A 26,415-nucleotide genomic window follows, 5' to 3' on the forward strand; every position below is an offset into this window, starting at 1 on the left:
TCGGCACGTTCATCGCTGCGCCTTGACGATCTGCATGGCGCTGGCGATGGCGGTGCTGATGTCGCCCAGATTCGCGGGCACGATCAGCGTGTTGTTGGTCTTTGCCAGGTTGGCGAAGGCGTCCACGTAATGCTCGGCCACGCGCAGGCTGACGGCGTCCATCCCGCCCGGTGACCCGATCGCATCACCCACCTGGCGCAGTGCCGATGCGCTGGCTTCGGCCAACGCCACAATCGCGGTCGCCTCGCCCATCGCGCGGTTGATGGCGGCCCGCTTCTCCCCTTCCGAGCGCGCAATCGACGCCTCGCGCTCACCACTGGCGATATTGATCTGCTCCTGACGCCGCCCTTCGGAGGCGGCAATCAGTGCCCGCTTGCCGCGTTCGGCCGTGATCTGCGCCTGCATTGCGTGCAGGATTTCGGCCGGCGGCGTCAGGTCCTTGATCTCGTAGCGCAGTACCTTCACGCCCCAGTTGGCGGCCGATTCATCGATCGCGTTGACGATGTGGGTGTTGATGTGGTCGCGCTCCTCGAACGTTTTATCGAGTTCCATCTTGCCGATCACCGAGCGCAGCGTGGTCTGGGCCAGCTGCGTGATCGCCTGCAGGTAGTTCGATGAGCCGTACGACGCACGCATGGCATCGGTCACCTGGAAATACAGGACGCCGTCGACCTGCAACTGCGTGTTGTCGCGCGTGATGCAGACCTGCGGCGGCACGTCGAGCGGGATTTCCTTGAGACTGTGCTTGTAGGCGATGCGGTCGATGAACGGCACCACGAAGTTCAGGCCCGGCGCCAGCGTGGCGTGGTATTTGCCGAGGCGCTCGACCACCCAGGCGTTCTGCTGCGGCACGACGTTGATGGTCTTGAAGACGAAAACCAGCGCGACGACGAAAATGATCAGTGCGACGATGCTGAGGGTCGATTCCATGGGGTTCCCTTTGAGGTTGATTACATCCGGATTGGCTGGAACGGGGCAGGACGACTAGCGTGTCACGATCAGGCGATTGCCCTGCACTTCAACGATCTCGTGTTCGCCCGGCTGCGCGTCCTGGCCGCTCTGCAGTTCGACGTCCCACAACGCGCCGCGGTACAGCACGCGCGCCCGCCCGGCATGCCACTGCGGCACGCTGATTCGCTGGCCGATGTCGAGATTGATGCTCGGGTCATTCGCGGCCGGACGCCGCCCGCTACGGGCGAAGTGCGTGCGGCGCAACAGCAGCGTGGCCGTGATCCCGATCGCCGCTGCAACGAGCGTCTGCAACGCGCCGCTCGCGCCCAGCCATGCAGCCAGCGCGCCGAACACCAGGCCTAGCGCAATCATCAAGAGGTAGAACGTGCCGATGAACAGCTCCGCGACGATCAATATGCCGGCCCCGATCAGCCAGTAGCTCCAGTCAGCCATGGTTTGTCTCCTTTTTATTATGGTGAAAAAAAACCCCCGCTACCCGGAATGGATAGCGAGGGCCTCGCGAGCACCGGGTGCCCGCCCGTGCTTACATTTTCGCCAGCTTCTGCCAGGTGTCGATCACCGAGTCAGGATTGAGCGACATCGACTCGATGCCCTCTTCCACCAGCCACTGCGCGAAATCAGGATTGTCCGATGGACCCTGGCCGCAGATGCCGATGTACTTGCCCTTGGCGCGGCAGGCCTTGATTGCCATCGACAGCAGCGCCTTGACGGCCGGATCGCGCTCGTCGAAGTCCTTGGCCAGCAGCTCCATGCCCGAATCGCGGTCCAGGCCCAGCGTCAGCTGGGTCAGGTCGTTCGAACCGATCGAGAAGCCGTCGAAGAACTCGAGGAACTGCTCGGCCAGGATGGCGTTGGATGGCACTTCGCACATCATGATCAGGCGCAGGCCGTTCTCGCCGCGCACCAGGCCATTCTTGGCCAGCAGGTTCACGACTGCCTCGGCCTGGCCGAGCGTGCGCACAAACGGGATCATCAGCTCGACGTTGGTCAGGCCCATCTCGTTACGCACGCGCTTCATGGCGGTGCACTCCATCGCGAACGATTCGGCGAAATCGTCGGCCAGGTAGCGCGCCGCGCCGCGGAAGCCAAGCATCGGGTTTTCTTCGTCCGGCTCGTAACGCGAACCGCCGATCAGCTTCTTGTACTCGTTCGACTTGAAGTCGGACAGGCGCACGATGACCGGCTTTGGCCAGAACGCCGCAGCGATCGTCGAGACGCCTTCGACCAGCTTGTCGACGTAGAAGGCGCGTGGCGACGCATGGCCACGGGCGACCGATTCGACGGCTTTTTTGAGGTCGGCGTCGATATTCGGGTACTCGAGGATCGCCTTCGGGTGCACGCCGATGTTGTTGTTGATGATGAACTCGACGCGCGCCAGGCCCACGCCGCTGTTCGGCACCGACTGGAAGTCGAAGGCCAGTTGCGGGTTGCCGACGTTGAGCATGATCTTGGTCTTGATCGGTGGCAGTTCGCCACGCGCGACTTCGGTCACTTCGGTTTCCAGCAGGCCGTCGTAGATCATGCCTTCGTCGCCTTCGGCGCACGAGACGGTGACCAGGGTGCCGTCCTTGAGGACGTCGGTCGCGTCGCCGCAGCCGACAACGGCCGGCACGCCCAGCTCACGCGCGATGATCGCCGCGTGGCAGGTACGGCCACCACGGTTGGTGACGATCGCTGCGGCGCGCTTCATGACCGGTTCCCAGTTCGGATCGGTCATGTCGGCCACCAGCACGTCGCCCGGCTGGACGCGGTCCATTTCGGACGGGTCGGTGATCACGCGCACGCGGCCGGCGCCGATCTTCTGGCCGATCGCGCGGCCGTGGGTCAGCACGGTGCCGGTGCCCTTCAGGTGGAAGCGCTGCTGCGCATCGGTCGACTTCTGCTGCGACTTGACGGTCTCTGGACGCGCCTGCAGGATGTACAGCTTGCCGTCACGGCCATCCTTGCCCCACTCGATGTCCATCGGACGGCCATAGTGGTTCTCGATGATGACGGCGTACTTGGCCAGCTCGATGATTTCTTCTTCGACCAGCGAATAGCGGTTGCGCATTTCGATCGGCACGTCGACGGTCTTGACCGAGCGGCCGGCCTTGGCTTCGGCGGTGAACTCCATCTTGATCAGCTTGGAGCCGATATTGCGGCGGATGACGGCCGACTTGCCCATTTCGAGCATCGGCTTGTGGACATAGAATTCGTCCGGGTTCACGGCGCCCTGCACGACGGTCTCGCCCAGGCCGTAGCTCGACGTGATGAAGACGACGTCCTTGAAGCCCGATTCGGTGTCGATGGTGAACATGACGCCAGCGGCGCCCGTGTCCGAGCGCACCATGCGCTGCACGCCGGCCGACAGCGCGACTTCGGCGTGGGTGAAGCCCTTGTGCACGCGGTACGAGATCGCGCGGTCGTTGTACAGCGACGCGAAGACGTGCTTCATCGCCTCGAGCACGTTGTCGATGCCGACGACGTTCAGGAACGACTCCTGCTGGCCCGCGAACGACGCATCCGGCAAATCTTCGGCGGTGGCCGACGAACGCACGGCGAACGAGACTTCGGTTTCCGAGTCGGCAAACAGGCGCTCGTAGAAGTTGCGGATCTCTTGTTCGAGGCGCGGCTGGAATGGCGTGGCGACGATCCATTCGCGGATCTCGGCGCCGGCGACGGCCAGCGAGCGCACGTCGTCGATGTCGAGGTTGTCGAGGCGGCGCGCAATGCGCTCGCCCAGGGACGCGCCGCCGTCGATGCTGTGATCGAGGAAGTCGCGGAAGGCATCGGCCGTGGTGGCAAAGCCGGTTGGCACGCGCACGCCGGCGCCGGCCAGTTGGCTGATCATTTCGCCGAGGGACGCGTTCTTGCCGCCGACCGACTCGACGTCGGTCATGCGCAAGTCTTCGAACGACGCGACGTAGACGCGGTCGGCCTGCCCCGGTTGGATCGCTGCAGTAGCTGGATTGGTCATGATAAAAAACACCTTACTTGATGATGGAAACCTGTGGGTGCATCGGTGCAGGGCGGGGGCGCGATTCGCGTATTCTTGTTATTCTGGCCCGCGTGCAGCACAATGCAAAATCCGTTGCCGAGCATTCTACCCCGCAAGACGGGGATGTGCAGCGCACTTTACATGCAACTCTGTCAGCAAAGCTTAACAAACCGACCATGATCGACGATCCCCAGTCCCTGCCCGCACTGGCGCCGGCCCCTTCCCGCACCGTGTTCTTCGTCTCCGACGGCACCGGCATCACCGCGGAGACGTTCGGTCACGCGGTCCTGAGCCAGTTCGAGATGCGTTTCCGGCAGATTCGCCTGCCCTTCATCGACTCCATCGAAAAAGCGCACGACGCCGCGCGCCGCATCAACGACAGCTTCGCGCTGCACGGCCAGCGCCCGATCGTGTTCTCGACCCTGGTCAAGCATGATTTGTCGAGCGTGATCCGCTCGGCCAAGGGCATGCACATGGACCTGTTCCAGACTTTCGTCGCCCCGCTCGAGCAGGAACTGGACGTCAAGTCGACGCACACGATCGGCCGCATCCACAACGCGGTCGACAGTGAAGAGTACAAGAACCGCATCGAGGCCATCAATTTCTCGCTCGCGCACGACGACGGCCAGTCGCACAAGAACCTGGCCGATGCCGATGTCATCCTGGTCGGGGTGTCACGGTCAGGGAAAACGCCAACAAGTTTGTACCTGGCGATGCAATACGGCCTGAAAGCCGCAAACTACCCATTGATCCCGGACGACTTCGAACGCGGCCGCCTGCCGAGCAACCTGCCGCCCTACAAGGCCAAGCTGTTCGGCCTGACGATCACGCCTGAACGCCTCTCGCAAATCCGCAACGAACGTCGCGCCGGCAGCAAATACGCATCCATCGAAAACTGCCGCTACGAAGTCAACGAAGCCGAACTCCTGATGCGCCGCGAAGGCATCCGCTGGCTCTCCTCAACGACAAAATCCATCGAAGAAATCGCCACAACGATCCTCCAAGAAATCGCCCCCGACCGCCGCGAATACTGAACAATTAGGGTCAGAGTCGAATTATTGAGCAATTTCTTTTCATCCCAGCGGGTTCAGGCCGGGATGACATCAACTTGCCCAAAAACCCTTGAAACCCAATTAGGGTCAGAGTCGAATTGTTTGACAACTTTTCAAAATAGAGCGGCCTCAATAATATGAGGCCGCTTTTTTAATGGGAAATTGCCCAATAATTCTACTCTGACCCTAATTGCAAATAAACTGATTAGAACTCAGGAATTAAGTTGGGAGGGCTTGCGCGATAAATCGGAGGTGCTGCCCGGCGATGATTGGCCAAGCGGCCGTCGACGCGTGGCAACTATAGTCCGGCCGACAATTAAAGCGAAGCGGGCTGGCAATGAACAATTAGGGTCAGAGTCGAATTGTTTGACAACTTTCTCGAAAAAAACACCCTCAATAAGATGGGGCTGCTTATTCGAAGATAAATTGCTCAATAATTCTACTCTGACCCTAATTGTTAGAGCTCAGTAAAAAGGAAATTGCCCAACAATTCTACTCTGACCCTAATTGTTGGGCTATTGCGTGGGGGTTAGAAGTATTGGCGCCAGTCGCTCAGCCAGGCGGGGAATGCCGTGGCGGGCATGGGATTGGCGATGTGGTAGCCCTGGGCGTAGGTGCAGCCGAGGGCTTGCAGGAAGTCCCAGTCGCGGCGGGTTTCGACGCCGACGGCGACCGACTTGCGGTCCAGGCTGTGGGCCAGGCTCAGGCAGGAGCGCAGGAGCGTGCTCAGCGGCAAGCGGCGTGAGGCGCCGTCGACGAAGCTGCGGTCGATCTTCAGTTCGGTGAACGGGATACGCGCCAGCAGCTGCAGGTTTGAGCGACCGGTGCCGTAGTCGTCGATGGCCAGCCCAAAACCCATCATCCGCAGCCGGACCAGGCGCTCGATGAAGTCGGGGTCCGTGTTCAGCACTGACGATTCCGAGATCTCGAAGGTCACGTCGGTGGCGTCGACCCCGTGGCGCTCGAGGCACGCCGACATCTGGCGCACGAACGCGGGATGGGCCAGCGTCTCGGAGGCGATGTTCAGCGAGATCGGGATCGCGATGTCCTGATGCTGCAACCAGCGCTGGCGCTCGACCGACAACTCGATCATGCTCCAGTCGAGAAAGTCGATGCGGCCGCTCTCGCCCAGCGCATCGACGAACGAGGCCGGCCCCAGCACGCCATGTTCCGGATGATTCCAGCGTGCGAATACCTCCAGGCCTTTGACCTGCCCCGTCGCCAGCTCGATCTTGGGCTGGAAGTACGGCTCGAACTGGCGCTTTTGCAGGCCGATGCCCACTTGCTGGAACGTGAAGCGCGGCTCGGCTGGCGTCTGGGCGAAGCGCGGCAATGGCGTGTAGTTCTCCAGCACCGGCTTGAGCGTCACGGCGGTCACCGGGCGGGCGATGGCGCCCAGCAGCTCGATGCCGAAGGCTTCGGCCAGCGTCTCGACTGAAAACAGCAGGCCAGCCGGCTGCGCGCCGGTGACGATCAGGCGCGCGGCGCACTGGATCTCGCCCAGGCGCCGCAGCAGCGTCAAGCCATCCATGCCAGGCAGGTCGAGGTCGATCAGCGCGACGTTGACGCGGGGCGTCGCCCCGGCGTCCAGCGCCTGCAGCGCAGCCGCGCCGTCGGCGACGTCGGTGACCTGGCCGGCGCCGAGTTGCCCCAGCAGTGCGACCAGCGCCCGGCGCTCGGAAAGGTCGGCTTGCGCCACCAGAAAATGCAAATGCGCGATATCCATCGTTACTCCACGTTACAAGCCGCTAGCCTACTGGATGGCGCTGGCGCCGTCTATGCCTGCAATGCCTGCTGCTGGCGCAGGCCTTCAAAGAAGCACACGGCGGCGCAGGCGGCGACATTGAGCGACTCGACCTGCCCCAGATGCGGCACCGCGACGCGGTGCGTGGCCAGCTCCAGCACCTCGGTCGAGACGCCCTGCCCTTCGTGCCCCAGCACCCACGCCACCGGGTCGCGCAGGTCCAGCGTGTACAGGCCTTCGGCCGCATAGCCGCTGGTGGCCAGCACCGGGATCTGCGCCGTGCGCACCAGGTCCGGCAATTCGACGTGCTCGAAAATCTCGAGCACGAAGTGCGCGCCCATCGCCGCGCGCAGGACTTTCGGCGACCAGCAGAATGCGGTGCCTGGACTGCAGTACACCTGCTTGACGCCGGCGGCGGCAGCGCTGCGCAGGATCGAGCCGACGTTGCCCGGGTCCTGCACGCCATCGAGCAGCACGCTGGCCATCACCAGCGCCGGTGGCGTTGCCGGCTGCGGCGTGTCGATCACGAACAGCAGATGCACGCCATGCTCGACCTGGCTGACAGCGTTGAACAGCGCATCGGGCAGCGCCGTCACCGGCGCGTTCACGGCGCCGCAGCGCGCGACGATGGCCTGCACCTCGGCGTTGCCCAGCGCGCCCTCGGACACCACGCAGTGGCGCGGTGCACCGCGCAGGTCGAGCCAGGTCTGGCACAGGTGCACGCCATCGAGCAGGCTGTGCCCAGCCTTGCGACGGGCCTGCGAGCTGGTGGCCAGCGCCTTGATCTCTTTATAAAACGCGTTGTCGCGCGAGGTGATGGTCTTCATGGGTTCACCACATCGCCAACCATGGCGCCAAACAGGTCTGTCTGCAGCATCTCGCGCACCGGTGCAAACGAGCGGCGGTGCGCCGGCGACGGCCCGTGGGCGCCCAGGCGCTCCAGGTGCAGCGCGGTGCCGTAGCCCTTGTGCTGATCGAACCCGTATTGCGGATACTGTTCGTGCAGCTGTACCAGCGCCGCGTCGCGCGCCGTTTTGGCCAGGATCGACGCGGCCGAAATCGCATTGACCTTGTCGTCGCCCTTGACGATCGCGTGCGCGCGCACCGTCAGCTCGGGACAGCGGTTGCCGTCGATAAGCGCGATGGTCGGCGCATGCTGCAGCGCCTCCACCGCGCGGCGCATCGCCAGCATCGTCGCCTGCAGGATGTTGATGCTGTCGATTTCTTCACACGAGCATTCGGCCACTGCCCAGGCCAGCGCCTGGGCACGGATCAGCGGCGCGAGTTCGTCGCGCCGCGCGGCGGTCAGCTTCTTTGAATCCCGCAGCCCATCGATCGGACGGCGCGGATCGAGGATGACGGCGGCCGCAAACACGGGCCCTGCCAGCGGGCCACGCCCGGCTTCATCGACGCCGCACACGATGTCCAGTGCGGTGAACGGCCGGCCCCTGGTGGGCAGGCCGGGATACAGATTGATTCTGGTTTTTGTCATCTACGTGTTCCGGGCGCCGTGCGCCCGATAATCTGCAGCACCGCCTGCGCGCTCTCTTCGGCGCTGTTGCGCAGCAAGCTGTGGTGCATGTCGAGGAAGCGCTGCGCCAGGCGCTCGCGCCCTGCGGTGTCTTGCAGCTGGCGCCAGACGGCGTCGGCCAGTGCTTCGGGCGTGGCCGCATGCTGCAGCAGCTCGGGCACGACAAATTCGCGCGCCAGGATGTTCGGCAAGCCGATCCACGGCTGGTAACCCATGTGCCGCATGATTTCCCACGAGGCGCGCATGACCTTGTAGGCGATGACCATCGGCTTCTTGAATAGTGCCACTTCCAGCGTGGCCGTGCCGGAGGCGACCAGCACCGCGTCGGCGGCGGCAATGGCCGTGTGCGAGCCTTCGGCAGTCACGATCAGCTCCACGCCCTGCAGGCCGGCTGCGGTGACGATCTGGTCGAAGTACGCCCGCTGGCGTTCGCCAACCATCGGCACGACAAAGCGCAGGCCGGGATCGCGCGCCGCCAGCAGCTGCACGGCGCGCACGAACGCCTCGGCCAGGTATTTCAGTTCGCCCATGCGGCTGCCCGGCATGACGGTAACGACGCGCGCGTCAAGCGGCAACCCCAGTGCGCGGCGCGCAGCCGCCACGTCAGGCGCCAGCGGAATCGTCTCGGCCAGCGGGTGCCCGATATACGTCACCGGCACGCCCGCCGCACGGTAGATCGCTTCTTCGAACGGGAAGATCACGAGCATGTGCGACACGGCGCGCTGGATCTTCTTGATGCGGCCACCGCGCCAGGCCCAGATCTGCGGCCCGATGAAGTGCACCGTCGGGATGCCAGCGGCGCGCAACTGCTCTTCGAGGCCCAGGTTGAAGCCGGGGTAGTCGGCGCCGATGAAGGCAGCCGGCCGTTCGGCGATCAGCCGATCGCGCAGGCGACTCTGGATGCCCTTGAGTTCACGGTAGCGGGGAATGACTTCGAACAGGCCGCGCACGGTCAGCAGGTCCATCGGGACGTCGCTGACCATGCCCTGCTCGATCATGCGCGGCCCACCGATGCCGTGGAAGCGCGCTTGTGGCAGATGCGGGCGCAGACCGGCCAGCAGGCGCGCCGCCAGCATGTCGCCGGACGCTTCGCCCGCCACCAGGGCCAGCGACACGTCGCGGGCCGCGGCGGACGGCACGCCGTCAGCGAACGATGCCACGGCTCGCGGTGCCGAGGAAATCGCGCAGCAGGCGAATGTCGTTTGCGGCTGCCGGCAGACGGTCTTCTTCGGCCTGCAACGCGGCTTTCGATTCTTCGAGCGTCAGGCCGTTCCGGTACAGCAGCTTGTAGGCGCTGCGGATGCCATCGAGCTGCTCGCGCGTGAAGCCGCGGCGCTTGAGGCCTTCAAGATTGACGCCGCGCGCACCGGCCGGATTGCCCGACACCAGCACGTACGGCGGCACGTCCTGCGTCAGGCTCGTGTACATGCCGATGAACGCGTGGGCGCCGATCTTGCAGAACTGGTGCACGCCGACAAAGCCGGACAGGATCGCCCAGTCGCCCACGTGCACGTGGCCCGCCAGTTGCGCATTGTTCGAGAAGATCGTGTTGCTGCCCACCTGGCAGTCGTGCGCCAGGTGCACGTACGCCGAAATCCAGTTGTCGTTGCCCAGGCGCGTGACGCCTTCATCCTGCACCGTGCCCAGGTTGAAGCTGACGAATTCACGCACCGTGTTGCGGTCGCCCACTTCCAGCCGGGTCGGCTCGCCCTGCCACTTTTTATCCTGTGGCGCAGCGCCAATGGAGCAGAACTGGAAGAACTTGTTGTCCTTGCCGATGGTCGTGTGGCCGTCGATGACGACGTGCGGGCCGATCACGGTGCCGGCATCGATGCGCACGTTCGGGCCGACGATCGAGTAGGCCCCGACTTCGACCGAGCTGTCGAGCTGCGCCTGCGGATCGACGATCGCGGTTGGATGAATCTTGCTCATCACGTCTCCTTACTCGGGCGTGGATGCAGCCGGTGCCGCCCCGGCGCCTTTCATCGGCGCTTCGGCGGCGCCCCGGATCGTGCACATCAAATCGCCTTCGACGGCGACCTTGCCGTCGACCGTGGCGACGGCCTTGTACTTCCAGATGCCGCGCGAGACGCGCACGATTTCGACTTCCATGCGCAGCTGGTCGCCCGGCTCCACCGGCCGCTTGAAGCGCGCATTGTCGATGCCGACGAAGTACACGACCGAGTTTTCGTCCGGCTTGACGCCCATCGTCATGAACGACAGGATGGCCGCGGTCTGCGCCATCGCTTCGATCATCAGCACACCCGGCATCACCGGCTTGTGCGGGAAGTGGCCGTTGAAAAATTCTTCGTTGATCGTGACGTTCTTGATCGCGACGATGCGCTTGCCCAGTTCGACATCCAGCACGCGGTCAACCAGCAGCAGCGGATAACGGTGCGGCAGGTATTCCTTGATCTGGTTGATGTCGAGGGTGGTGAGTTCTGGCGTAGTCATTGTTGTTGTTCTGTGAGGGTTTTGATGGTTTTCTCGAGCGCGCGCAGTTTTTCGCGCATCGAGCCCAGGTTGCGCACGATCGCGGCGCTGCGTTCCCATTCGGCGTTCTTGGCCAGCGGGTAAAAGCCCGTGTACTGGCCCGGTTCGAGCACCGAGCGCGAGACCATGCTGCCCGATGAGATATGCACATTATCGGCGATCTCGAGGTGGCCCAGCACCATGGCGGCGCCGCCGAACGTGCAGCGGCTGCCGATCTTCGCGCTGCCGGCCACGCCGACGCAGCCGGCCATCGCGGTGTGCGCGCCGATGCGGGTGTTGTGGCCGATCTGGATCTGGTTGTCGAGCTTGACGCCGTCTTCGATGATCGTGTCTTCAAGTGCGCCACGGTCGATCGTCGTGTTGGCGCCGATGTCGACATCGTCGCCGATCAGCACACGGCCGGTCTGCGGAATCTTGATGTACACGCCGCCCTCGTTGGCAAAGCCGAAGCCGTCGGTGCCGATCACGGCGCCCGAATGCAGGATGCCCCGCTTGCCGATCTGGCAGCCGGCGTGGAACGTCACGTTCGCAAACAGGTGCGTGCCTTCGCCGATGACGGCGTTGCGCCCGACGTAGCAGCCGGCGTCGATGACGGCCTGCGCCCCAATCACGGCGCCGTCATCGATCGTCACGTGCGGCCCAATGTGGGCGCTCGGATCGATCACGGCGGACTCCGCAACGACAGCGCTCGGGTGTACGCCTGCGGGCGGCACATGGTCGGTCAGCGATGCGAAATACTGCGCCGCGCGGGCGAAGTATGCGTAAGGGTTGGTGGTGACGATGCGCGCGCCTTCATAGGTCGCGGCCACCGTCGGGTCGTCCAGCGGCGACAGGATCAGGGCCGCGGCCCCGCTTTGCGCCGCCAGTGCGCGCAGCTTGCTGTTGGAGAGGAAGCTGATGTGCGAAGCGCCGGCCGTGTCCAGGGGAGCAATCGCCGTAACCTCGAGGTTCGGGTCGCCCACCAGCTGTCCGCCGAAGCGCTCGACCAAATCGCCTAGTCGAATGCCCATCTCGGTCTTTCAGTGTGAGTCAAAATCGGTAAAGCAGGAAAACACTGCCGACAGGTGTTATTTGTCGAGCAGCTTGAGGATCTTGTCGGTGATGTCCACGCGTGGATTCACCCACGCCGCTTCAACCAGCACGGCGTCAAGCTTTTCGGCTTCAGCGTACTGCTCGACGAGCTTGTAGGCCTTCTGCGCGATCGCGGCGCGTTCTTCGTTCTTGCGCTGCTGCAGGTCTTCCTGGAACTCGCGCTGCATGCGTTCGACGTCTTTCTGCATGTTGAACAGCTCGCGCGCGCGGCGCGTGCGTTCCAGCTCGGCCAGGCTGCTGCCTTCGGCATCGAACTTCTCGGACGCGCCCTTGAACTTGCCGACCATCTCTTCGACGGCCTTCTGACGCTTGGAGAACTCCGCCGCCAGCTTGGCGTCGGCCGCCTTGGCCATCTTGGAGTCGGTCATCAGGCGCTCGGTGTAGACAAAGCCGATGCGGCCCGTCGCCACCTGCGCCTGCGCCTGTGCCAGCGGCGACGCGCACATTGCGGCCAGCAGCAAGGCTGGCGCCACGGTGGGCTTGAAGCCGTCAGGCAGCGAGGCAATCAGATTTTTCAACATAAAGTCTCTCGCAATCGTTCTTCAGGACGCAGTGGGCCGGTCAGAAGCCGGTACCCATCTGGAACTGGAAGCGCTCCAGGCGGTCACCCGGCAGCGAATTCAGCGGCTTAGCATAACTCAACTTGAGCGGACCGACCGGGGAAATCCAGGACAGACCGATACCGGCCGAGTAGCGGAACTCGCCGAAGCGGATCTTCGCGTCCTCCTGGAACACCTGGCCGCCGTCGGCGAAGGTGAACCAGCGCAGGCTGCGGTCGGTGCCGCTGCCCGGGAACGGGAACTGCAGTTCGGCGTTGGCGATGATGCGCTTCGAGCCGCCGATCGCATCGTAGTAACGCTGGTCGACCACGCCGAGCGACGAGCTCTCGTAGCCGCGCACCGAACCAATGCCGCCGGCATAGAAGTTCTTGAAGACCGGGTAGGCGCTGCCGCCAATGCCCTTGCCGTAATCGAACTCGCCGCGCAGGGCCAGCGTCATCCAGCGCGTGACTGGCTTCCACCACTGGTGTTCGTACACGAGGCGGTAGTACTTGGCGTCGCCGATCGCATCGATTTCGAAGTTGGCGCGCTGGAAGCGGCCGCGGCTCGGGGTCACGGCGCTGTCGCGCGTGTCGCGGCCCCACGCCACCGTCAATGGAATCGCATTGGTGGTGGCCGAACCGACACCGCTGGCAGGGCCGCCGTTCTGGCGCACGAAGGTCTGGTAGATGCTTGGCGACGATTCGTCGGTTTCCAGTTCGGTGCGTTCCAGGCCGGCGCCGAAGTAGACGGTGTCGGACTCGGAGAACGGCACGCCGAAGGTCATGTTGCCACCGGTCTGACGCACCGTGTACGAACCGATGTTCAGCGCCGGTGGGCGCGAGGTGCGCAGGTACAGCGAGAACGCGCGCGAGACGCCGTCGTCGGTGAAGTACGGATTGGTCTGCGAGAACGCGATCGTCCGGTTGTACTTGCTCGTATTGAGCTCGATGCCGACCGTGTTGCCGCTGCCGGCGAAGTTGGCCTGCGAGATCGACGCGGTGAACGTGAACTTCTCGGACTGCGAGAAGGCGCCACCGATCATGAAGTTACCCGTCGGTTTTTCTTCGACCGCGATGTTCACGTCGACCTGGTCGGACGTGCCTGGCGACTCGGGCGTTTCAACCTTCACGTCCTTGAAGTAGCCGAGGCGGTCGACGCGGTCACGCGAGAGCTTGACGCGATTGGCGTCGTACCACGAGCTCTCGAACTGGCGGAATTCGCGGCGGATGACTTCATCGCGGGTGACCGTGTTACCGGAGATGTTCATGTGACGCACATACGCGCGCTTGCCCGGATCGACGAAGAACGTGAAGGCCACTTCACGCTTCTCGCGGTTCAGTTCCGGGTTGGCCGTGACGTTGGCGAACGCGTAGCCGAAGGTGCCCAGGCGATCGGAGATCAGCTTGTTGGTGCCCTCTTGCAGGTCGCCCACGTAGGTCTTGCCCGGCTGGAGCAGGATCAGCTGCTTGAGCTCTTCTTCGCGGCCGAACATTTCGCCTTCGAGCTTGACGCTCGAGACGGTGTACTGCTCGCCTTCGGTGATGTTGAGCGTCAGGTAGATGTCGCGCTTGTCCGGCGTGATCGACACTTGGGTCGATTCGACGTTGGCTTCGAGGTAGCCATGATTGAGGTACCACGACTTGATCTTTTCCAGGTCGCCGGTCAGCTTCTGCTTGGAGTACTGGTCGGCCTTGGAGTACCAGGTGAACCAGCCCGACGGGCGCAGTTCGAGCAACTGGCGCAGCTCTTTGTCGCTGAACGCCTTGTTGCCGATGATGTTGATGCCCTTGATCTTGGCGACATCGCCTTCGTCCACATTGAACATGATCGTGACGCGATTGCGTTCGATCGGGGTCACGGTGGTGGTGATCTTGACGCCATACAGGCCATGCGACAGGTACTGGCGCTTGAGTTCCTGCTCGGCGCGGTCGACCGACGCCTTGTCGAAGATCTTGGTCTGGGCCACGCCGATTTCGGATAGCGCCTTGACCAGCATGTCTTTTTCGAATTCCTTGGTGCCCGTGAAGTCGACCGACGAAATCGCCGGACGCTCTTCGACCAGCACGACCAGCACGCCGTTTTCTTCTTCGAGGCGGATGTCCTTGAAGAAGCCGGTGGCGTACAACGCCTTGATCGCGCTCGAGGCCTTGACGTCGTCGAAGGTCTCGCCCACGCGCACCGGCAGGTAGCTGAACACGGTGCCTGCCTCGGTACGCTGGATGCCCTCGACCCGGATGTCCTTGACGACGAACGGGTTGACGGCCATGGCATTATTTGCGTACAGCGTGGCGCACAGCGCCACGACGGCGGAGCCAATCAGGCTGCGGCGAATGAACGGCAAGGCGAAACGATCTTGTTGTGATTTCATTGGCTGGATCAAAGGGTCACTCATTTGGACAACGATTGCTTGGTGATTTGACTGGGCTCCCGGGGAGCGAACCGCGGGCGGCTAGAGTAAGCGTCCCAGGTCGTTGAAGACGGCGAGCGCCATCAGCATGAACAGCAGGCCGACCCCGGCGCGCTGTGCGAACTCGACGACGCGCACAGAAACAGGACGCCCGGTCAAAACTTCCAGCGAATAATACAGTAAATGGCCACCATCCAGAACGGGAATTGGTAACAAATTCATGACGCCTAAGCTGATACTAATAAAGGCAATAAACTGTAAATAGCTGACGAGCCCAATGCGGGCGGTCTGTCCGGCGTAATCGGCGATCGTGATCGGACCGGTCACATTTTTCAGTGACGCTTCACCGGTAATCATCTTGCCGATCATTTTCAGCGTCATCGTGGATGTTTCCCAGGTGCGCTCGGCACCGCGCGCGATGGCATCGAACGGGCCTGAGGAGACAGTCACCATCTCGGGCGCCTGCGCCACCATCGCATTGATCACGCCGCGGCCGTTGGCGTCCGCCTCGGGCGTGAGCGACAGCGTAACGGGCGAGCCGGCACGCTGCACCTCGACCTGCAGCACGCGGCCCGGTGCGGTGCGCACTGCGTCGATGAAGGCGATGCCATCGACGACCGGCGCGCCGTTCAGGCGCAGCACGAGGTCACCGGCCTGCAGGCCGGCGCGCTGCCCGGCCCCATCGGCAATGACCTTGTCGATACGCGGCTGCGGGCGCCACAGATCCAGGCCCAGCGTGGCCATCACGTCGCTGTCGACATCGAGCTTGCCGATGACGGACGCGGGCAGCACCACGGTGTATGTGCTGCCACTCGTGCTGCCACTCGTGCTGCGCAGGTCCAGGCGCGCGTCGGTCTTGTCGACCGCCGCGTGCATGATTTGCCAGCGCAGCTCGGACCACGAACGCACGGCGCTGCCATTGACAGCAACCACGGTCTCGCCGCCGCGCACGCCGGCGCGGTAGGCATCCGTCGATTCGGCCACGGCGCGCAGACGCGCCGACGGCTCGTCCACGCCATGCATGAAGAGCGCCGCCATCAGGGCGATCGCCAGCGCGAAGTTCGACAGCGGGCCGGCAGCGACGATGGCGATGCGCTTCCAGACGTTCTGGTGCGTGAATTCGCGCGACAGCTCGCTCTTGTCGATCGGGCCGGCGTCGGGATCGCGGCTGTCGAGGAACTTGACGTAGCCGCCCAGTGGCAGCAGCGAGACCGCCCACTCAGTCTGATCCCGACCGAAGCGGCGCGACCAGACGACGCGGCCCATGCCGATCGAAAAACGCAGCACCTTGACGCCGCAGGCGCGCGCCACCAGGTAGTGACCCAGCTCGTGGATCACGATCAGGGGGCCGAGCGCCAGCGCGAACGCCAGCACGGTGTAAAGCAGGGTCATTGGGCGGTATCCGTCAATCAGTGCAGGCTGGCGACCGCATGCGCTGCGGCCTCGCGGGCGCGTGCGTCCTGGGCCAGCACGGCCTCGATCGAGGGCGCCGGGCCATGCTCGACAGCGTCGAGTGCATGGCGGATGACGCGGTCGATATCGCGGAAACCAATGCGGCGTTCGAGGAACGCATCCACCGCGACTTCATTGGCAGCGTTGAGCAGTGCCGGGGCCGTGCCGCCGGCGCGCAGTGCGTCGAACGCGAGCGCCAGGCACGGGAAGCGCGTGAAATCGGGCGGGAAGAACTGCAGCGCCGCCATCTGCGTCAGGTCGAGCTGGGCGACGCCCGATGCAATCCGGTCCGGGTACGCGAGCGCGTGCGCGATCGGCGTGCGCATGTCCGGGTTGCCCAGTTGTGCCAGCACCGAGCCGTCGACGTACGACACCATCGAGTGGATCACGCTTTGCGGGTGGATCACGACCTCGATCTGATCGGCCGGCGCGCCGAACAGCCAGTGGGCTTCGATCACTTCGAGGCCCTTGTTCATCATGGTCGCCGAGTCCACCGAGATCTTGCGGCCCATGACCCAGTTCGGGTGCTTGCAGGCTTCGTCCGGGGTCACGTCGCCGAGCGTTTCGACGGCGCGGTTCAGGAACGGACCGCCCGATGCCGTCAGCAGGATCTTGGCCACGCCGGCCGCTGCCGGCACGCGGCCGAAGGCCGCAGGCAGCGACTGGAAGATGGCATTGTGTTCGCTGTCAATCGGCAGCAGCGTGGCGTTGTGCTCGCGCACGGCGTCCATGAACAGCTGGCCGGACATGACCAGCGCTTCCTTGTTCGCCAGCAGAATCTTCTTGCCGGCGCGGGCGGCGGCAAGCGTCGGGGCCAGGCCGGCGGCGCCGACGATGGCAGCCATCACCGTGTCGGTGTCGGCGCTTGATGCGATATCGCACAGCGCCTGCTCGCCGTATTCGACGCTGGTGGGCAGGTCGGCGATCAGCGCCGCCAGGCGTGCGGCCGCGTCGGCGCTACCGACCACAGCGCGCGCGGGGCGGCAGCTGCGGCAGGCGGCGGCAAGTTCTTCAACGCGCGTGTGCGCGCTCAGCGCGTACACCTGGTATTGCTCCGGATGGCGTGCCAGCACGTCGAGGGTCGAGGCGCCGATCGAGCCGGTGGCGCCCAGGATGGTAATGCGTTGCATGTGAACTTCCTTCTAGAGCCAGGTGGCGATCAGCGCCGCCAGTGGCAGGACCGGCACGAGTGCATCGATCCGGTCCAGCACGCCGCCGTGGCCCGGCAGCAGGTTGCTGCTGTCCTTGGCGCCGGCGCGGCGTTTGAGCTGGGATTCGAACAGGTCGCCAACGACACTGGCAACCACGATGAGGGCAATCACGGCGAACAAGCCGAGCCAGCCGAGGCCCGCCTGCACGCGCACGGCGAACGTGCCGGCGAAGGCTTCGCCACCGAACAGCACGGTGCAGGCAGCCAGTACCAGCGTGACGAGTCCACCGCCGATGGCGCCCTCCCACGATTTACCGGGCGAGATGCTCGGCGCCAGCTTGCGCTTGCCGAAGGTCTTGCCGCAGACATAGGCAAAGATGTCGGCGGCCCAGACAATGGCCAGCACCGACAGCAGCAGCACGGCCGAGTAATTGAACAGGTAGACGATTGCCACGAAACAGGCCACCAGCGAGATCGCGTACAGCAAACTCAGCAAGGTATTGGGCGTGCTCGACAGCGGCGGCAGGCCGAACTTGAGCGTGGGAGCAAAGCGCAGCGCCCACAGCAGCACGCCGATGCCGAACCAGAAGGTTGGATTACCCTGCTCGCGCACGAAGAACGCGTAAGCAAAGGCCAGCGTCCAGGCGCCGGCAATCAGGATGGCGCTACGGGCGCCGGGGTTAAACAGGCGAAAACATTCCCAGATCGCGGCGCCGAAAAAGACGCAGGCCACCACCGCAAACGCCGTGTAGTTATTGGAGTACAGAACCGGCAGCAGGACTGCCAGCAGGACGAGTGCGGTGAGAATCCGGGTCTTGAGCATTTAGTTGGTCTTCTTCGCTACTTGGGCGCCGGTCTGGCCAAAGCGCCGTTCGCGCTCCTGGTAGGAGCCAATCGCCTCGTCCAGCGCCTTTGGCGTGAAGTCAGGCCAGAAGGTGTCGGTAAAGTGCAGCTCGGCATATGCCAGCTGCCACAACAGGAAATTCGAAATGCGTTCTTCGCCGCCGGTGCGGATGAACAGGTCGGGCTCAGGCGCATACGCCATCGCCAGGTGCGGCGCCAGCATGTCTTCACTGAACTCGGTGATGCCGGGGTTGGCTTTCACCATCTTGCCGGTTGCCTGCATGATATCCCAGCGCCCGCCATAGTTCGCGCACACAGTGACCGTCAGGCGCGTGTTGCCGGCCGTGCGGCGCTCGGCATTGGCGATCATGTCCTGCAGCTTGGCATCGAAGCGGCTCAGGTCACCCACCACTTTCAGGCGGATATTATTGGCGTGCATCTTGGCGACTTCGCGCTCGAGCGCCGTCACGAACAGGCGCATCAGCAGCGAGACTTCGTCGGCCGGACGGCGCCAGTTCTCGGACGAGAACGCGAACAGCGTCAGGTACTCGACGCCACGCTCGACGCAGGCTTCCACCACGCCGCGCACGGCTTCGACGCCCTTGACGTGGCCGGCCACGCGCGGCAGCAAGCGTTTGGTTGCCCAGCGGCCATTACCGTCCATGATGATGGCGATATGACGTGGCACGGCGGACGTGGCGGGAACGGCGGTGGTCGAGCTTTTGAACATCAGATTTCCATAAAACTGCGCCATAAAACTGCGCCATAAAACTTCGCCAGAGAACTGCGCCAGAAAACTGCGCTACAGAATTGCACCTGGCATTGCGCAATTGGCCAATCATAAGGCACGCGGACCGGCCGCGGCAAGTTGCCGGGGCCGGTCCGCAGGAAAGCCCGGGGGCTTGCCGATGAAATACCTGCTTACACCGTCAGGATTTCTTTTTCTTTTTCGCCCAGCAGCTTGTCGATGTCGGCCACGGCCTTGTCGGTCAGCTTTTGGATTTCGTCGGACGAACGACGCTCGTCGTCTTCCGATGCGGTCTTGTCTTTGACCATTTTCTTCAGCGCTTCGTTGGCGTCGCGACGGATATTGCGCACGGCAATTTTCGCATCTTCACCTTCGGACTTGGTCAGCTTGACCATTTCCTTGCGGCGCTCTTCGGTCAGCGGCGGGGTCGGCACGCGGATCATTTCGCCCTGCGACGACGGGTTCAGGCCCAGATCGGCATCGCGGATCGCTTTTTCGATGGCTGCCAGCATCTTCTTCTCGAATGGCTGGACGCCGATCGTGCGGGCATCGACCAGGGTCAGGTTGGCGACCATCGGCAGCGCCGTTGGCGAACCGTAGTAGTCGACCGTGACGTGATCCAGAATGCCGGTGTGGGCGCGGCCGGTACGGACCTTGGCCAGATCGGCGCGCAGGGTTTCGATGGACTTGACCATGCGGTCTTGTGCGTTTTTCTTGACGTCAGCTAAGGACATGCTGCTCTCCTGTTATTCAGTTAATTTAGACGTGGACCAGTGTACCTTCGTCTTCACCCATGATCACGCGCGTGAGAGCGCCAGGCTTGACGATGGAAAACACCTTGATCGGCAGTTTCTGGTCGCGGCACAGTGCGAACGCGGTGGCGTCCATCACTTGCAGGTGCTTCGAGATCGCTTCGTCGAACGTGATGCTCTCGTAGCGGGTCGCGGTTGGATCCTTGTTAGGATCGGCGCTGTAGACGCCGTCGACCTTGGTGGCTTTCAGGACGATCTCGGCCGAGATTTCGGCGCCGCGCAGGGCAGCAGCCGTATCGGTCGTGAAGAACGGGTTGCCGGTACCGGCGGCAAACACGACGACCTTGCCCTCTTCGAGGTATTGCAGCGCTTTCGGGCGCACGTACGGCTCGACGACCTGCTCGATGGCGATGGCCGACATGACGCGGGCGGTGATGCCGACGTGACGCATCGCGTCCGCCAGTGCCAGCGCATTCATGACGGTGGCCAGCATGCCCATATAGTCGGCGGTCGCGCGGTCCATGCCCTGGGCGCCAGGGGCGACGCCGCGGAAGATGTTGCCACCGCCAATGACGACCGCGATCTGCACACCCAGCTTGGCTACTTCGGCCACGTCGGCCACCATGCGTTCGATGGTGGCGCGGTTGATGCCGAACTGATCGTCGCCCATCAGTGCTTCGCCAGACAGTTTCAGAAGGACACGTTGGTAAGCTGGTTTTGTCATGATGAAGCGGCTCCTTTAAGATAGTGCTGTGGATCGAATTCGGGTCTGACCAACGCCTCGTGGGCGGGTCTCATCCGTGCCGGGACGGATGGGATTGTAAAGCGGGTACGGCTTGGGGCGCGCTACGTAGGGTGGGCGGCTGCGCCGTCCACGCGGTGATCGTTGGCCACGCGGTCATTCGGAATGATAACGGAGCCACAATATGCATCCCGCAAAACTTACGTTCGGATACCAAACCAAACCAAACCGGCTCCGCTTGCTGCCCCATCACCGTGCCGCCAACCATCACCGCGCGGACGGCGTAGCCGTCCGCCCTACAAAAACGGGCCTCACGGCCCGTTTGTTTGATTACTGCTTGTTGGCAGCCATCTGTGCTGCGACTTCTGCTGCGAAGTCGTCGACCTTCTTCTCGATGCCCTCGCCCACCACGTACATGGTGAAGCCCTTGACGGTGGTGTTTGCCGCCTTGATCATCTGTTCGATCGACTGCTTGTCGTTCTTGACGAACGCCTGGTTCAGCAGCGAGACTTCTTTCAGGTACTTCTGCACCGAACCGTCGACGCGCTTGGCGACGATGTCAGCCGATTGTGGCTGCTTGCCTTCGGCGACGGCCTTGTCAGCATCTTCCTTGGCTTTCAGTTCAGCAACCGAACGCTCTTTTTCGATCATTTCTGCTGGCACTTGCTCCGACGACAGAGCGACTGGCTTCATGGCAGCGATGTGCATGGCCAGGTCCTTGCCGACTTGCTCGTCCGCACCTTCGAAATCGACGATGACGCCGATACGGGTGCCGTGCAGGTACGACGCCAGCTTGCCGGTGGTTTCGAAACGCTGGAAACGACGCACGGTCATGTTCTCACCGATCTTGCCGATCAGGGCAGTACGGACGTCGTCGAAGGTACCGCCTTCGTGCGGCAGGGCTGCCAGAGCAGCGACGTCAGCCGGGTTGTTTTCGGCGACCAGGCGTGCTGCCAGGTTGACCATGGCCAGGAAATCGTCGTTCTTCGCAACGAAGTCGGTTTCGCTGTTGACTTCGACGAGCGCGCCGACGTTGCCCGAAATATAGGTAGCCACGACGCCTTCGGCGGTCACGCGTGCCGATGCCTTCGATGCCTTGCCGCCCAGCTTGACGCGCAGGATTTCTTCAGCACGACCCATGTCGCCGTCGGCTTCGGTCAGTGCTTTTTTGCATTCCATCATTGGTGCATCGGTCTTGGCGCGCAGTTCGCCAACCATTGCTGCAGTAATAGCTGCCATAGTGTGTTCTCCTAAATGTGTATCCAGGGGCGCAGTCCGCTCAAATTGTGCGTCCTGCAAGTATTTAGCTTAAAAAAAGGGGGGCTCGACAGTCCGGCGCCCCCTTCTATGTGGCAGCAGGCACATGGCCTGCCATCACTTATGCCTGCTCGGAAACTTCGACGAAGTCGTCGCCGCCGGCTGCCTTGACCATGTCAGCCACTTCGTTGGTCGCGCTGGCGCGGCCTTCGATGATCGCATCGGCAACGCCGCGTGCGTACAGGCTGATGGCTTTCGACGAGTCGTCGTTACCCGGGATGATGTGGGTGACGCCTTCTGGCGAGTGGTTGGTGTCGACGATGCCGATGACCGGGATGCCCAGCTTGCCGGCTTCGGTGATCGTACCCTTGTGGTAGCCGACGTCAACAACGAAGATCGCGTCTGGCACGCCGCCCAGATCCTTGATACCGCCGATCGACTTTTGCAGCTTGATCATCTCGCGCGAGAACATCAGCGCTTCTTTTTTCGACATCTTCTCGACCGAGCCGTCTTCGACCAGGACTTCCATTTCCTTCAGGCGCTTGATCGACGTCTTGATGGTCTTGAAGTTGGTCAGCATGCCGCCGAGCCAGCGCTGGTCGACGTATGGGACGCCGGCGCGTTGCGCTTCAGCTGCGATGATGTCGCGAGCCTGACGCTTGGTGCCGACCATCAGGATCGTGCCGCGGTTGGCCGAGATCTGCTTGATGGTTTTCATCGCATCCTGATACATCGCCATGGTTTTTTCCAGGTTGATGATGTGGATCTTGTTGCGATGACCGAAGATGAACGGTGCCATCTTTGGATTCCAGAAACGGGTCTGGTGGCCGAAGTGAATACCGGCTTCCAGCATTTCGCGCATAGTAACGGACATGTAATTCTCCAGGGTTGGGTCTTGAATGTGGCCAGTCACCAAGCAGGCACCCTTTTAGGGCCACATTCGCGATTTCTATCAATTAAAAAACTTTATTTTTACAACGTTGCACGATGTGAATCCGAGCAACCCGAGATTCTAGCGGAATTGTCAGCATTATTCAAGCGTGCAATCGCAGCCCGGCCAGGCAGGCGCCTCCCGCCGCCTTACAGCAGCGGCGCGACATCCCTTATAATGGCGGCCATACTGCCCCGACCATCGCCACCCCGGTCGCCGGGCGCTCACCCGATATCACGCAGGATACGACTCTCCTATGGCCACCATCATCAAGACCCTCGAAGAAATCGACGGCATGCGCGTCGCTTGCCGCCTCGGCTCGGAAGTGCTGGACTATATCACTCCATTCATCAAGCCCGGCATCACCACCGGCGAGCTCGACCGCCTGGCGTGCGAGTACATGGTCAACGTGCAAGGCACGATTCCGGCCACGCTCAACTACGCCCCGCCCGGCTACCCGCCGTTCCCGGGCTCGATCTGCGCCTCGCTCAACGACGTCATCTGCCACGGCATCCCGGGCGAGCGCGTGCTCAAGAGCGGCGACGCGCTGAACATCGATATCACGCCGATCACCAAGGAAGGCTTCCACGGCGACAACAGCCGCATGTACCTGGTCGGCGAGCCGTCGATCATGGCGCGCCGCCTGGCCGAAGTCACCTTTGAATGCATGTGGCTGGGTATCGCCGCCGTCAAGCCGGGCAAGCACCTGGGCGATATCGGCTACGCGATCCAGCAGCACGCCGAAAAGAACGGCTACAGCGTCGTGCGCGAATTCTGTGGCCACGGCGTGGGCCGCTCGTTCCACGAAGAGCCGCAAGTGCTGCACTACGGCCGCCCGGGCACGCTCGAAGTCCTGCAACCCGGCATGATCTTCACGATCGAACCGATGATCAATGCGGGCAAGCGCGACATCAAGGAAATGCCGGACGGCTGGACCATCAAGACGAAGGACCGCAGCCTGTCGGCGCAGTGGGAGCACACGGTGCTGGTCACCGAAACCGGCGTCGAAGTCTTGACGCTGTCGGCCGGCAGCCCACCGCCGCCGGCAATCGCCCTGCCGCTGCTCGGGCCGGACTTTGTCTGGCCTGCGCCTGCCCCTGCCGCCGCAGCGGCCTAAGGAGCCGGCCATGGGTCACGCCGAACACCTGGACACCGTCCGCACCACGCTGCGCCAGCGCCTCAAGAACGAGCGCCAGCTCGTGTTCCAGGCGTTCCAGGAAGACGGCATGCCCGAAAAACTGCTGCGCAACCTGCGCCAGGTCGTCGATGCGGTACTGATCGATGCCTGGCAGGCGGCCGGCCTGCCCGCCGGCACCGCGCTGGTGGGCGTGGGCGGCTACGGGCGTGGCGAGCTGTTTCCGTACTCCGACGTCGACCTCCTGATCCTGCTGGCCGCCCCGCCGGATGCGATCACGCAGGCGCGCCTCGAAGGCCTGGTCCAGCTGCTGTGGGACCTGGGCCTGGAGATCGGGCACAGCATCCGCACGGTCGACGAATGCCTGATCGAATCCGCGGCCGACATCACGGTGCAAACGAGTCTGCTCGAAGCGCGCCTGGTCACCGGCAACGAGCCGCTGTTCGACACGCTGCAGCAGCGCTACCGCGAGGCACTCGACCCGCAGGCGTTCTTCCGGGCCAAGACGGCCGAGATGCGCCTGCGCCACGCCAAGCACGAATACACGGCGTTCGCGCTCGAACCGAACGTCAAGGAAAGCCCGGGCGCGCTGCGCGACCTGCAGGTGATCATGTGGGTGGCCAAGGCCGCCGGCCTGGCCGACAGCTGGGGGCAGCTCGCCACGCGCGAGCTGATCACGCGCATGGAAGCGCGCCAGCTGATGGAAAAGGAAAGCGCCTTCAAGGACATCCGCATCCGCCTGCACCTGCACACCAAGCGGCGCGAAGACCGTTTGGTATTCGACGTCCAGACGGCCATTGCCAATACGCTCGGCCTGGTCGCCACGGACGATGGCCCGAACGTGCGCCGCCCGAGCGAGCTGCTGATGCAGCGCTACTACTGGGCCGCCAAGACCGTCACGCAGCTCAACACGATCCTGCTGCAGAATATCGAGGCCCAGCTGTTCCCGCAGCCTGCTGTCGCCTTCCCGATCAGCGCCCACTTCCTGCAGATGGGGAACCTGATCGATATCGCGCAGGACGACACGTTCGAGCAGACGCCTACCGCGATCCTCGAACTGTTCGTTGTGATGACCGAGCGCCACGACATCAAGGGCATGACCGCGCGTGCCACCCGCGCGCTGTGGCATGCCCGCACCCAGATCGACGACGCGTACCGCGCCGATCCGGTCAACAAGGCGCTGTTCCTGCGCGTGCTGCAGGCGCCGCGCGGCATGGTGCATGCGCTGCGCCGCATGAACGAATTCGGCATCCTGGGCCGCTACCTGCCGGCGTTTCGCAAGATCGTCGGGCAGATGCAGCACGACCTGTTCCACGCTTACACGGTCGACCAGCACATCATGATGGTGGTGCGTAATCTGCGCCGCTTCACGATGCCCGAACACGCGCACGAATACCCGTTCTGCAGCCAGCTGATCGCCGACTTCCGTGACCGCTGGGTGCTGTACGTCGCTGCCCTGTTCCACGATATCGCGAAGGGCCGTGGTGGCGACCACTCCAAACTCGGCATGGACGACGCGCGCCAGTTCTGCAGCAGCCATGGCATGACCGAGGCCGACACCGAGCTCGTGGTGTTCCTCGTCGAGCAGCACCTGACGATGTCGCAGGTCGCGCAAAAGCAGGACCTGTCCGATCCCGACGTGATCGCGGCGTTTGCCGCGGTGGTCAAGGACGAACGCCATCTGACGGCGCTGTATTTGCTCACTGTGGCCGACATCCGCGGCACCAGCCCCAAGGTCTGGAACGCGTGGAAGGCCAAGCTGCTGGAAGACCTGTACAAGACGACGCTGCGCGTGCTGGGGGGCGAGCCGCATTCGGCCGACCGCGAGCTGCGCGCGCGCCAGAAAGAGGCGCTGGCCACGCTGCGCCTGTTTGGCCTGCCCGTCGATGCGCACGAAGCCTTGTGGAAGCAGCTGGACGTCGCGTACTTTTTGCGCCACGACGCGTCCGACATCGCCTGGCAGACGCGCGCCCTGCACGACAAGGTCGACAGCGACAAGCCGATCGTGCGGGTGCGCCTGGCGCCGATCGGCGAAGGCCTGCAAGTGGCCGTGTACATCAAGGATCAACCCGACCTGTTCGCGCGCATCTGCAGCTACTTCGACCGCAAGGATTTCTCGATCCTCGACGCCAAGATCCATACGACGCGCCACGGCTATGCGCTCGACAGCTTCATGGTGGCCGACGAACACTTCGCCGGCAGCTACCGCGACATCATCAACCTGATCGAGCACGAACTGAGCGCCCTGCTGGTGTCGCAGGAACCGCTGCCGCCGCCGTGCCGCGGACGCCTGTCGCGCATGTCGCGCACGTTCCCGATCACGCCGACGGTCGAAGTGCGGCCCGACGAACGGGGCCAGTTCCACGTGCTGTCGATCGCTGCGAACGATCGTATGGGCCTGCTGTATGCGGTGTCGAGCGTGCTGACGCGCTACCGCATCAACCTGCACACCGCGAAGATCATGACGCTGGGCGAGCGCGTCGAAGACGTGTTCCTCGTCGACGGCCCTGCTCTGAACAACCCGCGCATCCAGGTCCAGCTCGAAACGGACCTGCTCGACGCGCTCAAGATCTGATTTACTCCTCCACCGAAAAG

Annotated in this window: 22 protein-coding genes and 1 pseudogene; 3 read left to right on the top strand and 20 right to left on the bottom strand. The window is 63.4% G+C overall.

Going from position 1 to position 26,415, the window contains the following annotated elements:
* Window positions 1-9 precede the first annotated feature (9 nt).
* The 3 genes from HD842_RS08040 to ppsA form a co-directional block, all read right to left on the bottom strand.
* Complete coding sequence (locus tag HD842_RS08040) at window positions 10-930, bottom strand: SPFH domain-containing protein (protein ID WP_183552944.1); 921 nt, start codon at window positions 928-930, stop codon at window positions 10-12.
* A 54-nt stretch (window positions 931-984) separates the two neighbouring features.
* Window positions 985-1,404: an NfeD family protein gene (locus tag HD842_RS08045; RefSeq protein WP_183552946.1), complete on the bottom strand. Its 420-nt coding sequence runs from the start codon at window positions 1,402-1,404 to the stop codon at window positions 985-987.
* A 91-nt stretch (window positions 1,405-1,495) separates the two neighbouring features.
* The gene (gene ppsA / locus HD842_RS08050) at window positions 1,496-3,928 is read right to left on the bottom strand and encodes a phosphoenolpyruvate synthase (protein WP_183552948.1); all 2,433 of its coding nucleotides are present in this window, start codon (window positions 3,926-3,928) and stop codon (window positions 1,496-1,498) included.
* A gap of 197 nt (window positions 3,929-4,125) precedes the next feature.
* On the opposite strand from ppsA, the gene ppsR reads away from it, so the two are divergent.
* Window positions 4,126-4,983 (top strand): posphoenolpyruvate synthetase regulatory kinase/phosphorylase PpsR, encoded by an 858-nt coding sequence (gene ppsR, locus HD842_RS08055; RefSeq protein WP_183552950.1) that lies wholly within the window; start codon window positions 4,126-4,128, stop codon window positions 4,981-4,983.
* Window positions 4,984-5,530: 547 nt separating this feature from the next.
* Here the strand turns inward: ppsR and HD842_RS08060 are convergent.
* The 17 genes from HD842_RS08060 to rpsB form a co-directional block, all read right to left on the bottom strand.
* Window positions 5,531-6,727, bottom strand: a complete 1,197-nt coding sequence (locus tag HD842_RS08060; RefSeq protein ID WP_183552952.1) for an EAL domain-containing response regulator — start codon at window positions 6,725-6,727, stop codon at window positions 5,531-5,533.
* A gap of 50 nt (window positions 6,728-6,777) precedes the next feature.
* Entirely contained in the window at window positions 6,778-7,572 is a 795-nt protein-coding gene (locus HD842_RS08065; RefSeq protein ID WP_183552954.1) for a TrmH family RNA methyltransferase, read from the bottom strand.
* The gene (rnhB, locus tag HD842_RS08070) at window positions 7,569-8,237 is read right to left on the bottom strand and encodes a ribonuclease HII (RefSeq protein WP_183552956.1); all 669 of its coding nucleotides are present in this window, start codon (window positions 8,235-8,237) and stop codon (window positions 7,569-7,571) included. The genes HD842_RS08065 and rnhB overlap by 4 nt, the downstream gene beginning before the upstream one ends.
* Window positions 8,234-9,436 (bottom strand): lipid-A-disaccharide synthase, encoded by a 1,203-nt coding sequence (gene lpxB / locus HD842_RS08075; RefSeq protein WP_370660804.1) that lies wholly within the window; start codon window positions 9,434-9,436, stop codon window positions 8,234-8,236. Before lpxB ends, rnhB begins: the two co-directional genes overlap by 4 nt.
* Window positions 9,420-10,208 (bottom strand): acyl-ACP--UDP-N-acetylglucosamine O-acyltransferase, encoded by a 789-nt coding sequence (gene lpxA / locus HD842_RS08080; protein WP_183552958.1) that lies wholly within the window; start codon window positions 10,206-10,208, stop codon window positions 9,420-9,422. The genes lpxB and lpxA overlap by 17 nt, the downstream gene beginning before the upstream one ends.
* 9 nt (window positions 10,209-10,217) lie before the next feature.
* Entirely contained in the window at window positions 10,218-10,730 is a 513-nt protein-coding gene (fabZ, locus tag HD842_RS08085) for a 3-hydroxyacyl-ACP dehydratase FabZ (RefSeq protein ID WP_183552960.1), read from the bottom strand.
* The gene (lpxD, locus tag HD842_RS08090) at window positions 10,727-11,779 is read right to left on the bottom strand and encodes a UDP-3-O-(3-hydroxymyristoyl)glucosamine N-acyltransferase (protein WP_183552962.1); all 1,053 of its coding nucleotides are present in this window, start codon (window positions 11,777-11,779) and stop codon (window positions 10,727-10,729) included. The genes fabZ and lpxD overlap by 4 nt, the downstream gene beginning before the upstream one ends.
* Window positions 11,780-11,836: 57 nt before the next feature.
* Complete coding sequence (locus HD842_RS08095) at window positions 11,837-12,382, bottom strand: OmpH family outer membrane protein (RefSeq protein ID WP_183552964.1); 546 nt, start codon at window positions 12,380-12,382, stop codon at window positions 11,837-11,839.
* Window positions 12,383-12,422: 40 nt separating this feature from the next.
* Window positions 12,423-14,771 (bottom strand): outer membrane protein assembly factor BamA, encoded by a 2,349-nt coding sequence (gene bamA / locus HD842_RS08100; protein WP_183552966.1) that lies wholly within the window; start codon window positions 14,769-14,771, stop codon window positions 12,423-12,425.
* 81 nt (window positions 14,772-14,852) lie between these two features.
* Entirely contained in the window at window positions 14,853-16,202 is a 1,350-nt protein-coding gene (gene rseP, locus HD842_RS08105; protein ID WP_183552968.1) for an RIP metalloprotease RseP, read from the bottom strand.
* Between the two features lie 17 nt (window positions 16,203-16,219).
* On the bottom strand, window positions 16,220-17,392 hold the full coding sequence (gene ispC, locus HD842_RS08110; RefSeq protein ID WP_183552970.1) for a 1-deoxy-D-xylulose-5-phosphate reductoisomerase: 1,173 nt from the start codon (window positions 17,390-17,392) through the stop codon (window positions 16,220-16,222).
* A 12-nt stretch (window positions 17,393-17,404) separates the two neighbouring features.
* Window positions 17,405-18,235, bottom strand: coding sequence for a phosphatidate cytidylyltransferase (locus tag HD842_RS08115; RefSeq protein ID WP_183552972.1), 831 nt, complete (start codon window positions 18,233-18,235; stop codon window positions 17,405-17,407).
* Complete coding sequence (gene uppS / locus HD842_RS08120; protein WP_370660805.1) at window positions 18,236-18,985, bottom strand: polyprenyl diphosphate synthase; 750 nt, start codon at window positions 18,983-18,985, stop codon at window positions 18,236-18,238.
* Between the two features lie 191 nt (window positions 18,986-19,176).
* A complete protein-coding gene (frr, locus tag HD842_RS08125; protein WP_183552974.1) occupies window positions 19,177-19,737 on the bottom strand; it encodes a ribosome recycling factor in 561 nt (186 codons plus the stop codon).
* 25 nt (window positions 19,738-19,762) lie between these two features.
* Window positions 19,763-20,479: a UMP kinase gene (gene pyrH / locus HD842_RS08130; RefSeq protein ID WP_183552976.1), complete on the bottom strand. Its 717-nt coding sequence runs from the start codon at window positions 20,477-20,479 to the stop codon at window positions 19,763-19,765.
* Between the two features lie 348 nt (window positions 20,480-20,827).
* A complete protein-coding gene (gene tsf, locus HD842_RS08135; protein ID WP_183552978.1) occupies window positions 20,828-21,736 on the bottom strand; it encodes a translation elongation factor Ts in 909 nt (302 codons plus the stop codon).
* 139 nt (window positions 21,737-21,875) lie between these two features.
* Window positions 21,876-22,628, bottom strand: a complete 753-nt coding sequence (rpsB, locus tag HD842_RS08140) for a 30S ribosomal protein S2 (protein ID WP_183552980.1) — start codon at window positions 22,626-22,628, stop codon at window positions 21,876-21,878.
* 286 nt (window positions 22,629-22,914) lie between these two features.
* Here rpsB and map point away from each other — a divergent pair.
* Together map and HD842_RS08150 are read left to right on the top strand one after the other, a co-directional pair.
* Window positions 22,915-23,802 (top strand): annotated as a pseudogene (gene map, locus HD842_RS08145) (type I methionyl aminopeptidase); the annotation flags it as partial.
* Between the two features lie 10 nt (window positions 23,803-23,812).
* On the top strand, window positions 23,813-26,395 hold the full coding sequence (locus tag HD842_RS08150) for a [protein-PII] uridylyltransferase (protein ID WP_183552984.1): 2,583 nt from the start codon (window positions 23,813-23,815) through the stop codon (window positions 26,393-26,395).
* Window positions 26,396-26,415 lie beyond the last annotated feature (20 nt).

This window comes from Massilia aurea (assembly GCF_014200505.1).
In the GTDB taxonomy this organism is placed as follows: domain Bacteria; phylum Pseudomonadota; class Gammaproteobacteria; order Burkholderiales; family Burkholderiaceae_D; genus Telluria; species Telluria aurea_B.

Excerpts from the sequence above, each read along its gene's own strand:
- rpsB (WP_183552980.1), bottom strand. The coding sequence starts at position 22,628 with ATGTCCGTTACTATGCGCGAAATGCTGGAAGCCGGTATTCACTTCGGC.
- HD842_RS08040 (WP_183552944.1), bottom strand. The coding sequence starts at position 930 with ATGGAATCGACCCTCAGCATCGTCGCACTGATCATTTTCGTCGTCGCG.
- rnhB (WP_183552956.1), bottom strand. The coding sequence starts at position 8,237 with ATGACAAAAACCAGAATCAATCTGTATCCCGGCCTGCCCACCAGGGGC.
- ppsR (WP_183552950.1), top strand. The coding sequence starts at position 4,126 with ATGATCGACGATCCCCAGTCCCTGCCCGCACTGGCGCCGGCCCCTTCC.
- HD842_RS08115 (WP_183552972.1), bottom strand. The coding sequence starts at position 18,235 with ATGCTCAAGACCCGGATTCTCACCGCACTCGTCCTGCTGGCAGTCCTG.
- fabZ (WP_183552960.1), bottom strand. The coding sequence starts at position 10,730 with ATGACTACGCCAGAACTCACCACCCTCGACATCAACCAGATCAAGGAA.
- uppS (WP_370660805.1), bottom strand. The coding sequence starts at position 18,985 with ATGTTCAAAAGCTCGACCACCGCCGTTCCCGCCACGTCCGCCGTGCCA.
- frr (WP_183552974.1), bottom strand. The coding sequence starts at position 19,737 with ATGTCCTTAGCTGACGTCAAGAAAAACGCACAAGACCGCATGGTCAAG.
- ispC (WP_183552970.1), bottom strand. The coding sequence starts at position 17,392 with ATGCAACGCATTACCATCCTGGGCGCCACCGGCTCGATCGGCGCCTCG.
- lpxA (WP_183552958.1), bottom strand. The coding sequence starts at position 10,208 with ATGAGCAAGATTCATCCAACCGCGATCGTCGATCCGCAGGCGCAGCTC.
- HD842_RS08150 (WP_183552984.1), top strand. The coding sequence starts at position 23,813 with ATGGGTCACGCCGAACACCTGGACACCGTCCGCACCACGCTGCGCCAG.
- HD842_RS08045 (WP_183552946.1), bottom strand. The coding sequence starts at position 1,404 with ATGGCTGACTGGAGCTACTGGCTGATCGGGGCCGGCATATTGATCGTC.
- ppsA (WP_183552948.1), bottom strand. The coding sequence starts at position 3,928 with ATGACCAATCCAGCTACTGCAGCGATCCAACCGGGGCAGGCCGACCGC.
- HD842_RS08060 (WP_183552952.1), bottom strand. The coding sequence starts at position 6,727 with ATGGATATCGCGCATTTGCATTTTCTGGTGGCGCAAGCCGACCTTTCC.
- HD842_RS08065 (WP_183552954.1), bottom strand. The coding sequence starts at position 7,572 with ATGAAGACCATCACCTCGCGCGACAACGCGTTTTATAAAGAGATCAAG.
- lpxD (WP_183552962.1), bottom strand. The coding sequence starts at position 11,779 with ATGGGCATTCGACTAGGCGATTTGGTCGAGCGCTTCGGCGGACAGCTG.
- tsf (WP_183552978.1), bottom strand. The coding sequence starts at position 21,736 with ATGGCAGCTATTACTGCAGCAATGGTTGGCGAACTGCGCGCCAAGACC.
- bamA (WP_183552966.1), bottom strand. The coding sequence starts at position 14,771 with ATGAAATCACAACAAGATCGTTTCGCCTTGCCGTTCATTCGCCGCAGC.
- HD842_RS08095 (WP_183552964.1), bottom strand. The coding sequence starts at position 12,382 with ATGTTGAAAAATCTGATTGCCTCGCTGCCTGACGGCTTCAAGCCCACC.
- rseP (WP_183552968.1), bottom strand. The coding sequence starts at position 16,202 with ATGACCCTGCTTTACACCGTGCTGGCGTTCGCGCTGGCGCTCGGCCCC.
- pyrH (WP_183552976.1), bottom strand. The coding sequence starts at position 20,479 with ATGACAAAACCAGCTTACCAACGTGTCCTTCTGAAACTGTCTGGCGAA.